This is a genomic window from Hydrogenovibrio kuenenii DSM 12350, assembly GCF_000526715.1.
GTDB classification, from domain to species: domain Bacteria; phylum Pseudomonadota; class Gammaproteobacteria; order Thiomicrospirales; family Thiomicrospiraceae; genus Hydrogenovibrio; species Hydrogenovibrio kuenenii.
On record NZ_JAGP01000001.1, the window covers coordinates 1,323,186 to 1,335,716 of the forward strand.

A 12,531-nucleotide genomic window follows, 5' to 3' on the forward strand; every position below is an offset into this window, starting at 1 on the left:
TTCCCTTATCCATACTCTTTGGCATTTTATTGCTTCTGATTATTTTATCTGCATTATTTTCCAGCTCTGAAACCAGCATGATGGCGATTAACCGATATCGCCTAAAACACAAAGTAAAAGAAGGCCATAAAGGCGCTATTAAAGTTGAGAAACTACTAGAAAGCCCAGATCGTTTATTAGGTGTCATTCTTCTCGGTAACAACTTTGTTAATATTTTTGCCTCATCTGTTGCGACGATTATTGCAATGCAGCTATTGGGTGAAGCCGGCATTGCTTTGGCAGCGGGTATATTAACCCTGATTATTCTGGTTTTTTCTGAGGTAGCACCTAAAACTTTAGCAGCTCTTTACCCTGAAAAAATTGCTTACCCTGCAGCTTATGTACTTGGCCCATTATTAAAAGTACTTTCTCCTATTGTTTGGATGGTGAACTTTTTTGCGAACAGTTTTTTACGTCTGTTTGGTGTAAAAGTGAAAGAAGAAACAACTGATGTCCACGAACTGAGCCAAGAAGAATTGCAAACCCTGATTAATGAAGCAACAGGAAAATTGCCCGCTCAATACCGCATTATGCTCAATGGCATTATGCAACTTGAAAATATTACGGTAGAAGATGTCATGATTCAAAAACAAGACATCTATGGAATTGACGTTAACGCACCTATAGAAGAAATTACAAAACGTATCGTAAAGTCTCCTTTTACCCGCATCCCGGTGTATAGAGACAATATTGACGAAGAGCTCATTGGGGTTATAAATATTAAAAAGCTGCTGCCTATTATTGCTAAAGACAGCATTACCTTAAAGGATTTGGTCAAAACGGCGCGTCCAGGCTACTTTATTCCGGAAACTACGACATTAAACATTCAACTGTCGAACTTCAATGAGAACAAACGTCAGATGGCCTTAATTGTTGATGAATATGGCAATCTGCAAGGCTTGTTAACCATGGAAGATTTACTTGAAGAAATTGTTGGAAAACTGAGCACAGATAGACGCATAAAAAGTGAACTCAAAGCCGAAGAGAACGATGATGGTTCTATAACATTTGATGCCTCGGAATTTATTCGTGACATCAACAGAACCTACAACTTTGATCTACCTATAGGAAGCCCAAAAACCCTTAACGGTCTGATTCAAGAGGAATTGGAAACCCTACCTGGTGTTGGTACCTGCTTGAAAATAGAGGGTTACTGCTTAGAAGTTGTTGAAACCTCTAAACACACCATCGAAAAAGTGAAAATTTATCTATTGGATTAAGTTATGTCAAACCACCCTTTCACCTCGCCTGAACAGTGGGAAAAGTTAAAAACCGGTATCGTTCAACTTGCAAAACAAGAGATTTTAACTCGCTTTGAAAAAATCACTGCCGAAGTTAAGCAGGATGGTTCGCTTTTAACTGAAGCAGACATTGAGATGCAAAAGAAAACAAAAGCCTTCTTGTTTGAAAACTGGCCGGAATTTTCTTTTTTGGGTGAAGAATCTAACCAGGAAGAACAAATAAAAGCACTGCAATCAAATAATGGTTGTTGGGTATTGGATCCAGTGGATGGCACCAGTAATTTTGCCAGTGGCATTCCAGTGTTTACCGTTTCTTTAGCACTTGTCGTTCAAGGCTGTGTTGTGATGGGGTTGGTTTATGACCCAAGCAGAGATGAGATGTTTGCCGCACGTAAAGGAATGGGCTCTGAATTAAACGCTAAACAGTTTAAAGCCCAGACACCTAAACAAACACTTAAACAATGCATTGGCCTGATAGACTTTAAACGCTTACCTGAAGAATTAGCCATTAAGATTATCAAAGACAACCCTTATGCTTCTCAGCGTAGTATTGGTTCTGTTGCGTTAGACTGGTGCTGGGTTGCTTATGGTCGTGGACAACTTTATTGTCATGGCGCACAAAACATTTGGGATTATGCTGCGGGCTATTTAATCCTAAATGAGGCTGGCGGTATGAGCTGTACTCTAGACGGCAAAGATGTATACGTAAACATCGTTGAAAAGCGTTCTGCGGTTGCTGCAACAACACCAGAACTATTCAAGCAATGGCAAAACTATCTTACAAAAAACTAGTAGGTCTTATTTCCCCAGGTATCAAGAACTCGGCCTAAATCAGACATATTGATGGGTTTTGTTAGATAATCATTCATACCTGACTCAAAAACTGCTTTTTCCGCGGAATCGAATGCATCTGCCGTTAAGGCTATAATAGGAATATTTGAAACCTTATCGCCCAAAGCTCTAATTGCTTTTGTCGCTTCTATACCGCCCATTTCAGGCATATTCAGATCCATCAATACCAAGTCAAAATATTGATTGCTTTGTATGATTTCAAGCGCTTCCAATCCATTATTGACGATCACAGGCTTATGACCTAACTTTTCAAGAATAGACCGAATAAGCACTTGGTTCATTTGATTATCTTCGGCAATTAAAATAGATAAGCTTTTTGCACCTATAATTTCAGAAGAATCTATACCTTCCCCTGAAGATTGAGAATCTATTTCAGTTGTATCACTAATGGGTAATGGAACCTCAAGCCAGAAAGTTGTGCCTTCTCCTACTTTACTATCAACACCGATTTTACCAGCCATCAAGTCAACTATTTTTTGACAAATCAACAACCCTAAACCTGTACCGCCGTACTTACGGTTAATTGAAGTTTCGGCTTGAACATACTCATTAAACAGTTTTTGTTTTTGCTCTTCGGTAATACCTATCCCTGTGTCACTTACCTCAAACCGAACGAACAAGTTGTCTGCTTTTTTGGCGGACGTAACCTTTAACTTAATATTACCTTTCTCTGTAAATTTGACGGCGTTATTAATAAGGTTTAATAGCACTTGTCTAAGTCTGGCAGCATCACCTAGTCTTTGAACGGCTAAATCATTCTCGACTTGAAGTTCAAAGTTTAGTCCCTTTTCTTCAACCAAGTGAGAATTCATTTTCACCACAATCTCGGCAAGCTGACGCAAATCAAATGGTATCTCTTCAAGCTCTAATTTCTGAGCTTCCATCTTACTGAAATCAAGAATGTCATTAATAAGATTGAGTAGATGAACCCCTGAGTGATGAATCATTTCAATTTGCGAGCGATATTCTTCATCAAAATCGTTCATCATCAACAACTGAGCACCACCAATTACCGTATTTAAAGGCGTTCTTATCTCATGACTCATGATCGATAAAAAATCTGCTTTTGCTTTAAGTGCTTTTTCCGCGACATCTTTTGCATCAATCAGCTTGTGTTCAGCATCTTTCTGATTGGTAATATCTACTAAGAAACCCAAAATCCAAGTTTGCTGATAATCATCCACCTGAATATTAATCGGCCCTTTACCTCGAAGAAACCACTTACAACTTTCTTCCTTATCATCTGCACATATTTTTTCTTCACTGATCATAATTTGGCCGGAATGACTGGCACTAATATCTTCATCGTGCTGTCGTTTAGCCAGTTTAGGTGACAAGAGCTCAAAATCAGTTTTTCCAATAACCTTTTTACGGCTAAACCCCAGCTCTAATTCTGCTTGCTGACTGAAAAAACGGTAGCAACCATTTTCATCTTTTACATAAATACTGATGGGTAGGCTATCCAAAATTTGAACAATTAATTGCTCACGCGTTTTCAGAGTTTGTTCAATTGTTTTCTTATCACTGATATTTTGCAATGTAGCAATCATGTGTGTCAGCTCTTCATCATCAGTGCTAGACACTGTTTTAGCCGTCATTGCTAACCAAGTATAATTTCCAAATACATTCTTAAAACGGAATTCAACATCAAAAGCCCAAGAAACATCGACATGTGATTGAACAATATCTTCGACTTTCTGTCGTTCCAAAGGATGGACTCGATCTAAAAATTGTTCAAAATCATGACCCAACGTCGAATAATCAATTGAGCAGATTTCATAAAAGTTTTGCGTATAGCTAACATGATGTGTATTTAAATCAAGCTCAAGACCACAGGTTTTAGAGGTTTCAAGCATCATTTCATGAATGGATTTATGAGAATGTTTCCTATCGGTTTCTCGAACATTTCCATAAAAAAACTGTGCCAACAAACCTTGGTTAAATTCTGTCATAACGAAGCGACAAGGCTGAACACTGTCTTTCAAATGGTGAGTAAAGGAAACTGGAGATGCGTTAGAAAAGGCTTGAATGATTTGTAATTTAAGATCGACATCCCTATTTAAATCATACTGATCCCACAAAGCATCTGCTGCCTTGTTTTGCCATATAACAGACAGATTAAGATCGTCATCTTTTTCAATATAGGCTACAGCAGTGTGAAGCGTCGAAACATCGATTATCATTCTTTCTGAAGCATTTGTCATAGGAAGATTTTTTTAAAGTGTATTTTTTCATTTTAACCGAATTAAAAGCAAAGTTTAGAACACATCACAATTAAAGCAAATCCAACACCTCTGACAATCGGCTAACCGCATGGATTTCCATATTCGGTACTTTTTCTTTTGGCGCATTAGCGGCAGGAACAATCGCTTTTTTAAACCCGTGCTTGGCGGCTTCAAAAATCCGCTCCTGCCCGCTTGAAACTGGCCGTATTTCTCCAGACAAACCAACTTCACCAAAAATAACCATATCTTCTGGCAAAGGTCTGTTCCGCAAACTAGATACAACTGCTGACAAAACTGCTAAATCAGCACCAGTTTCGTTAACCTTAACGCCACCAACCACGTTAACGTAAACATCCTGATCGGAGGCTTGAATGCCCGCATGCCGGTGTAAAACAGCAAGTAACATCGACATACGATTGTTATCAAAGCCAACCGTCACTCGCTTAGGTGATCCATAAGGAGAATCATCCACCAACACTTGGATTTCAATCAACAAAGGGCGAGACCCTTCCCAAACCACCATTACGACAGACCCAGGTGAAACAACTTCTGCTCTAGAGAGGAAAATAGCCGAAGGGTTTTTAATTTGCTTCATGCCTTTTTCAGTCATCGCAAATACACCCAGCTCATTCACTGCGCCAAAACGATTTTTAATCGCTCTAAGCGTACGGAATCGACTATCTGACTGTCCTTCTAAAAACAATACGGTATCAACAATATGTTCTAAAACTCTTGGACCAGCCACTTCACCAGATTTAGTAACATGCCCCACCAAGAAAATCATAATATTGTTTTGTTTAGCAAAGCGAGTCAAATAAGCGGCAGTCTCTCTTACCTGTGAGACACCACCAGCAGCACTAGACACTTCCGCATGCTGTAGTGTTTGAATGGAGTCAACTATCATTACTTTAGGCTTTTCTTGTGATGCAGCCTCAGCAATTAACTCGACATCTATCTCTGACAGCAACTTTAATTGATCATCCGGCAGCGCCATACGTTTTGCACGCATTGCAACTTGCTGTAAAGATTCCTCTCCCGTAACGTAGAGCACTGTCATTGCCTGACTTAAATGACAAGAAACCTGCAATAGCAGTGAAGACTTTCCTACACCAGGGTCTCCACCAACAAGTACAACCGAACCCGCAACGACACCACCACCTAAGACCCTATCCAATTCAGTGATACTAGAAGAGAAACGAGGCACTACATCTAAACTAACTTCATTGATAGCTTTGATACCAGAGCTCTGTTCTCCTGCATACCCTCGATGTCCTCGGCTGGCAGTTTTACTCAGCGAAGAACCAAGCTTTATTTCCTTAAGAGTGTTCCATTCACCACAGACAGCACATTGCCCTTGCCATTGTGAATGTTCTGCACCACAGTCAGTACAGACATAAGCTGATTTTGATTTCTTTGCCATATTTTCTTTTTCTTAAAATAAAAAAGCCCGCATCAGCGGGCTTCTTTATTAGTGTTTAATGTCTCGCCAATATTCTTTTTTCAATAAATAAGTAATGATAAAGAATATAAACAAGAACAACATAACCTTCCAACCTAGAGATTGTCTCTCCAATTTAATTGGTTCACCAACATAGTCTAAGAAGTTGGTAATATCTCGAACATCTTGATCATATTTCTCTTTAGGCGCTTGACGTTGGACATCTTCTAAGATATTCGGCATAGCTGTTCCATGCAACACCTTGTTATCCCATTTTTTAGTCTTTTCATCATACTCAAACCCTTTCAAAAAGGTATAAATATAATCAGGTCCTTTAAGACGAGCCATCAATGAAAGATCTGGCACTTTTGTACCTAAAACTTCCATAGCAACACCCGGTAACATACGAGTCATAACATCATCCACTGGCTTGGCTTGACCATAGGCCATTTTCTTGATGATTTCATCATCTGTCCAACCAAGATCTCGTGCAATACGGTTATAACGCATGTACTTGAGTGAATGACAAGCCATACAGTAATTTGAAAATAAGATAGCACCTCTTTGTAATGAAGCTTTATCTTTCAAATTAATATTTGCCTTTTCCAATTGAATACCGTGCTCAGCAGCAACAGAAATATAAGGCAGTAAAAATAATAATAATCCAAATAATTGTTTTTTCATTAGCTTACCCTCTCTGGAACTGGCTTCGTTTTCTCAGATACCGAAGTAAACGGCAAGATAATGAAGAACAAGAAATAAGTAGCTGTGAAAATTCTCGCTAATTTCGTTAGTTCAGGTGTTGCAGGTTGAGTACCTAACCAACCAAGTACTAAAAAGCTGATAACTAACATAGCTAGCAATGCTTTATATGACGCACCTCTATAACGAATAGACTTAACTTTACAACGATCTAACCATGGCATTGCAAACAGAACAGCAATAGAACCACCCATCGCAATAACACCCATTAACTTATCAGGGATCGCTCTTAAAACGGCATAGAAAGGTGTGAAATACCATACAGGAGCAATGTGATCAGGCGTTTTCAAAGGATTCGCAGGTTCAAAGTTTGGCGGTTCTAAAAAGAACCCTCCTCCCTCTGGCATATAGAAAACGACAAAAGCAAAGAAGAACATGAAAACTATAGCGCCCATGCTATCTTTAACCGTGTAATACGGATGGAAAGCAATTCCATCAAGTGGTAAACCTTTATCATTTTTATACTTTTTGATTTCAACGCCATCAGGGTTATTTGACCCCACCTGATGCAGAGCAACTATATGCATAAACACGAGGACAACCAACACTAAAGGCAACGCAATTACGTGTAATGCAAAGAAGCGGTTTAACGTAGCATCAGAGATAATAAAGTCTCCTCTTACCCAAGTTGCTAAGTCATGTCCAATAACTGGAATGGCACCGAATAAAGAAATAATTACCTGCGCACCCCAATAAGACATTTGCCCCCACGGAAGCAAATACCCCATAAACGCTTCAGCCATCAGCACCAAGAACAAGAACATTCCTAGAATCCAAACCAGTTCTCTAGGTTCTTTATAAGAACCATAAAGCAGGCCACGCATCATGTGCAAATAAATCACGATGAAAAATGCGGAGGCGCCTGTTGAGTGCATATAGCGAATCAACCAACCCCAATCAACATCACGCATAATGTATGCGACAGAATTAAATGCTTCAGCAGCACTAGGCTTATAACTCATCGTTAGCCAAATACCAGTAATAAACTGATTAACCATCACCAGTAATGCTAGAGAACCAAAAAAGTACCAAAAATTAAAATTCTTTGGCGCATAGTATTCTCCAACATGGGCATTCCATGTACTGACTAAAGGATAGCGTCTATCAAGCCAGGCTAAGAGAGAGTTCTTAGGTCTTTCATGTGTAGAGTTTGACATTAAGCAACTCCTTTCTTAGCGTTTTCACCGACTCGTACAATTGAAGCGGTTTTAAAGTAATAAGGAGGAATAACCAGATTGGTTGGCGCAGGAACACCCTGAAACACTCGGCCAGCCAAGTCAAACCTAGAACCATGACATGGACAGAAAAAACCACCTTGCCAGCCCTTCTCCATGTCTGGTGAATTCACAGCTGGACGGTATAGTGGAGAACATCCTAAATGGGTACATACGCCAACAACAACCAAGTATTCTGGGTTAATTGAACGGTATTCATTTGTGGCATATTCAGGCTGAATGGACTCTTTAGACTCAGGGTCACGAAGTTCTGAATCTTCCTCAGGAAGACGTTTCAGCATATCAGGTGTTCTTCTAACAATCCAAACAGGCTTCCCGCGCCATGCAATTGTCATCATTTGACCAGGTTGAAGATGACTAATATCTGCATTAACAGGTGCTCCTGCAGCCTTCGCTTTTTCACTTGGTTGCCATGAACTCACAAAAGGAACAGCCAAAAAAGTTGCACCCGTTGCCCCTAGCACACCCGTTGCGGCCGTTAATACTTTGCGGCGCGTTAAACTATTCTCATTATGCACATTTTGTGACATAGGGTTTTCCTCTACTCACCATTGAACGATCTCAATGTAAGGTTGCTTCAAATTAGAATTTGCGTATTTTAGCAAAGCCACTTTTGGGTTACATAACTTTATTTATATAACCTCATAAATTTTTTTATTTCATTAAACTCTAATATGTCAATAATTTGTTATAAATTTAAACAGGATTATAAATATCACAAAAAGTGACATCGATTCCAAAATGCTTGCAAACATGCTCTCCTAGCGCCTTAACCCCAACCCTCTCAGTCGCATGATGACCCGCTGCCAAATAGTGAATACTTGATTCCAACGCTTGATGCGTTGTTTGCTCTGAAACTTCACCACTAATATAGACATCAGCTTGCCAATCAATTGCTTGCTGAATGTAGTTCTGAGCGCCACCACTACACCAAGCTATTTTTTGGATTTGCTTAGGGCCACCAGGCAAATGTAAAGACTCTCTATCTAACACCTTGTCAACTCGATGCTTAAAGTCCGCCATTTTCATCGGCGATGCAAGCGTTCCCAAACGTACTAAACTTTTAACATCAGGTGTAATGTCAGTAACTTCCCACATCAAACCCAATTGAGCGTTGTTTCCAACTTCTGGATGAGCATCTAAAGGGAGGTGATAGCCAATTAAGTTAATATTGTGTTTAAGAAGTGTCTCTATACGGTTCCGCTTCATTCCTGTAATAGTAGCGGGCTCATTTTTCCAGAAATATCCATGATGTACCAAGATAGTATCAGCACCTAATTCCACAGCCTTATCAATCAAGGCTTGAGATGCTGTCACGCCTGTAACAATTTTTTTGATAGTTTCCGCACCTTCAACTTGAAGACCGTTAGGTGCATAATCTTTAAACAAGGAAACTTTCAGATAATCATCTAAATAAGCTAAGAGTTCATTTCTATTCATAAGTGAATACCACCTGATAAAAAAAATGACCCGAAATAGGCCATTTTTATTTGCTTATTTTTTATATAAACGTTTATTTTTTAACTCGATATCTCGCTGAAGCAGCATGCGCTTGCAAACCTTCTCCATCAGCTAAAACACCCGCTACCTGCCCCAAAACGTTGGCACCTTCTGCAGAACACATAATCAAACTAGAGCGTTTTTGGAAGTCATAAACACCTAGAGGGGATGAAAAACGCGCCGTTCTTGATGTAGGTAGTACATGGTTAGGACCTGCACAGTAATCACCCAAAGCTTCAGCAGTATAGCGTCCCATAAAAATCGCCCCAGCATGCTTAATTTTAGGCAACAATGCTTCTGGATCTTCGATGGATAATTCCAAGTGCTCAGGTGCGATATAGTTGATCAACTCTACTGCTTGATCTTCATTGTCCACTACGATAATCGCGCCACGGTCCTCAATAGCTTTAGTAATGATTTCTTTACGAGGCATTTCTAAGACCAGTCTATTCATACTTTCATAAACTTTTTCGGCAAACGCAGCATCTTGCGTAACCAAAATCGCTTGCGCATCTTCATCATGCTCTGCTTGAGAGAATAAATCGACCGCAATCCAATCTGGATTAGTTAGGCCGTCACAGTACACTAGAATCTCAGATGGTCCAGCAATCATATCGATTCCTACCGCACCAAACACTTCACGCTTTGCCGTTGCAACATAAATGTTACCAGGCCCAACAATCTTATCGACACAAGGAACGGTTTCCGTACCATAAGCTAAAGCTGCAACTGCTTGCGCACCACCCAGTTTAAAGACGCGATCAACATCACAAATTTCTGCTGCCGCCAAAACCATATCGTTCACTTCACCATCTGGCGTAGGCACAACCATGATCAATTCTTTTACACCCGCTACTTTTGCAGGAATGGCATTCATAATAACGGAAGATGGGTAAGCTGCTTTTCCACCAGGAACATAAAGTCCAACACTATCCAGAGGCGTAACTTGCTGACCCAACATAGTCCCATCGGCTTCTGTATAATTCCATGATTTTGTTACTTGTTTTTCGTGATAATCCTTAACACGCTTTGCAGCGAGCTCTAAACCATCTTTTTGGTCTTGTGGAATTCGATTTAACGCAGAAACCAAATCTTCTTTTGGAATCTCTAAGTCTGCGCCTTTGCTTAACGTCAAACGGTCAAATTTTGCTGTGTATTCTAATAATGCTTCATCACCACGAGTTCTTACATTACGAATCACATCTTTGACAACTGTGTTCACAGACTCGTTTGAAACCGTCTCCCAAGCAAGCAATTTTTCCAATTCGGACTTAAAACCATCTGAATTGATTGAAAGTTTTCTAATATTTAACATTGCGATGACTTCCGTTATTAAGTATTTGAGATAGCTGTTTTGAACTTCTCAACGATTTGATGTATTTGATTAAATTTTGTTTTATAAGCATGTTCATTAACAATCAGTCTGGAGCTAATATCGGCAATATGCTCTTCTGGTACCAAACCATTCGCTTTCAAAGTATTGCCCGTATCAACCAAATCAACAATCTTATCTGCCAAATCAATAAGGGGAGCGATTTCCATTGAACCATACAGTTTAATCAAATCAACTTGCTCACCCTTTTGAGCATAATAAGCTTTGGCTGAGTTAATGTATTTTGTAGCGATCTTTAAACGATGACCATGAGGCTTAGGGACTTCAGGGCCTGCTACCATCAATCGACACTTAGCTATTTGTAAGTCCAATAGCTCATACAGATTATCCGATGGTGCTTCCATTAAAACATCTTTCCCTGCAACCCCAATATCTGCTGCACCATGAGAAACATAAGTAGGGGCGTCAGTTGCTCGTACAATTAGTAAACGAACATTTTCTTGGTTTGTTGGAATAATCAGTTTACGACTCTTGCTTGGATCTTCCAAAGGCAAAATATTCGCTGCTTCAAGTAAAGGAAGCGTGTCTTTGTAAATTCGGCCTTTTGATAAGGCTATCGTCAGTTGGTTATCCATCATAAATCTTCTAATTAATTTGCTCTGTAGATGTGCGCACCTAGCTTATGAAACTTCTCTTCTATCAATTCATATCCCCTATCAATGTGGTAAATACGACTGATTACAGTTTGTCCTTTAGCTGCTAAACCAGCTAAAATCAGACTTGCAGATGCTCTTAAGTCCGTTGCCATAACTGGTGCAGCGGTTAATGTTTCAACGCCGTGAGTAACCGCAACATTTCCTGAAACTTTAATATCAGCACCCATACGAATCAACTCAGAAACGTGCATAAATCGATTTTCAAAAATCGTCTCTTCAACCTGTCCTTCGCCTTCAGCGAGAACATTCATCACAACAAACTGCGCTTGCATATCCGTTGGAAAATCTGGGTAAGGGTCTGTAACGATATTAACAGGCTTTAACTGGCGGTTACGCATATCCAATGTAATAGAGTCTTCCGTTGAGGTTACCAATGCTCCTGCTTCAGTAAACTTTTCAAGAACAGATTCCATATGAGAAGGGTTAACACTGGTTACGGTAATGCAACTATGCGTTACTGCTGCTGCTGCCAAATAAGTTCCAGCTTCAATACGATCAGGAATAACACTATAAGAAACTCCTTTTAGTGAATCCACTCCATCGATTGTCAATGTGCTCGTACCGACACCTGAAATTTTAGCGCCCATCTTATTTAGAAAGTTCGCTAAATCGGATACTTCAGGCTCTCTTGCTGCGTTTCTTAATACCGTACGTCCTTCAGCTAAAACTGCTGCCATCATCAAGTTTTCAGTTCCCGTAACGGTTACAGGATCCATAGTAATGTCTGCGCCTTTCAGCTTACCAGCTTTAGCAATGATATATCCCTGCTCAACTTTGATGTCCGCTCCCATTTTTTGCATCCCTTCAATATGAATATTGACTGGACGAGAACCGATAGCACAACCACCAGGAAGAGAGACTTTGGCTTCTCCAAAACGAGCAAGTAAAGGTCCCATCACTAGGATTGACGCTCTCATAGTTTTAACCAATTCATAAGGCGCTTCTTTAGTGACAATCTCTGAAGCATCAATTTCGATATTGAGTTGCTCATCAAACAAAACTTGAACACCCATCGTTGCCAAAAGCTGAATTGTTGTGGTTACATCTTTGAGGTGCGGAACATTCGACAATGCAACAGGTGTTTCTGCGAGCAGGCAACCCATAAGAATGGGGAGCGCAGCATTTTTAGCACCAGAAACTTGAACTTGACCCGATAAAGAACAAGGCCCATCTATTACCAATTTATCCAT

The 12,531-nt window shown here is 39.9% G+C and carries 11 protein-coding genes; 2 read left to right on the forward strand and 9 right to left on the reverse strand.

Features of this window, described 5'->3' with window-relative positions; genetic code table 11:
- The first annotated feature begins 29 nt into the window (after positions 1-29).
- Positions 30-1,259 carry an HlyC/CorC family transporter gene (locus N745_RS0106290; RefSeq protein WP_245595666.1) on the forward strand — a complete coding sequence of 410 codons (1,230 nt, stop codon included), beginning with the start codon at positions 30-32 and terminating at the stop codon, positions 1,257-1,259.
- A gap of 3 nt (positions 1,260-1,262) precedes the next feature.
- Positions 1,263-2,072: an inositol monophosphatase family protein gene (locus N745_RS0106295; RefSeq protein ID WP_024851279.1), complete on the forward strand. Its 810-nt coding sequence runs from the start codon at positions 1,263-1,265 to the stop codon at positions 2,070-2,072.
- On the opposite strand, the gene N745_RS12265 is transcribed toward N745_RS0106295, so the two are convergent.
- The 9 genes from N745_RS12265 to murA all read right to left on the reverse strand — a co-directional run bounded on the left by N745_RS12265 (position 2,069) and on the right by murA (position 12,531).
- Positions 2,069-4,336: a PAS domain-containing hybrid sensor histidine kinase/response regulator gene (locus N745_RS12265; RefSeq protein WP_024851280.1), complete on the reverse strand. Its 2,268-nt coding sequence runs from the start codon at positions 4,334-4,336 to the stop codon at positions 2,069-2,071. The genes N745_RS0106295 and N745_RS12265 overlap by 4 nt on opposite strands.
- Positions 4,337-4,406: 70 nt before the next feature.
- Complete coding sequence (radA, locus tag N745_RS0106305) at positions 4,407-5,777, reverse strand: DNA repair protein RadA (protein ID WP_024851281.1); 1,371 nt, start codon at positions 5,775-5,777, stop codon at positions 4,407-4,409.
- Positions 5,778-5,825: 48 nt separating this feature from the next.
- A complete protein-coding gene (locus N745_RS0106310) occupies positions 5,826-6,479 on the reverse strand; it encodes a cytochrome c1 (RefSeq protein WP_024851282.1) in 654 nt (217 codons plus the stop codon).
- Positions 6,479-7,714, reverse strand: coding sequence for a cytochrome b (locus N745_RS0106315; RefSeq protein WP_024851283.1), 1,236 nt, complete (start codon positions 7,712-7,714; stop codon positions 6,479-6,481). The genes N745_RS0106310 and N745_RS0106315 overlap by 1 nt, the downstream gene beginning before the upstream one ends.
- Positions 7,714-8,322, reverse strand: a complete 609-nt coding sequence (gene petA, locus N745_RS0106320; protein ID WP_024851284.1) for a ubiquinol-cytochrome c reductase iron-sulfur subunit — start codon at positions 8,320-8,322, stop codon at positions 7,714-7,716. Before petA ends, N745_RS0106315 begins: the two co-directional genes overlap by 1 nt.
- Before the next feature lie 166 nt (positions 8,323-8,488).
- Complete coding sequence (locus N745_RS0106325; protein ID WP_024851285.1) at positions 8,489-9,232, reverse strand: Nif3-like dinuclear metal center hexameric protein; 744 nt, start codon at positions 9,230-9,232, stop codon at positions 8,489-8,491.
- Positions 9,233-9,305: 73 nt separating this feature from the next.
- Positions 9,306-10,607, reverse strand: coding sequence for a histidinol dehydrogenase (gene hisD / locus N745_RS0106330; protein WP_024851286.1), 1,302 nt, complete (start codon positions 10,605-10,607; stop codon positions 9,306-9,308).
- A 17-nt stretch (positions 10,608-10,624) separates the two neighbouring features.
- Positions 10,625-11,260, reverse strand: coding sequence for an ATP phosphoribosyltransferase (gene hisG / locus N745_RS0106335; protein ID WP_024851287.1), 636 nt, complete (start codon positions 11,258-11,260; stop codon positions 10,625-10,627).
- Positions 11,261-11,274: 14 nt separating this feature from the next.
- The gene (murA, locus tag N745_RS0106340) at positions 11,275-12,531 is read right to left on the reverse strand and encodes a UDP-N-acetylglucosamine 1-carboxyvinyltransferase (RefSeq protein WP_024851288.1); all 1,257 of its coding nucleotides are present in this window, start codon (positions 12,529-12,531) and stop codon (positions 11,275-11,277) included.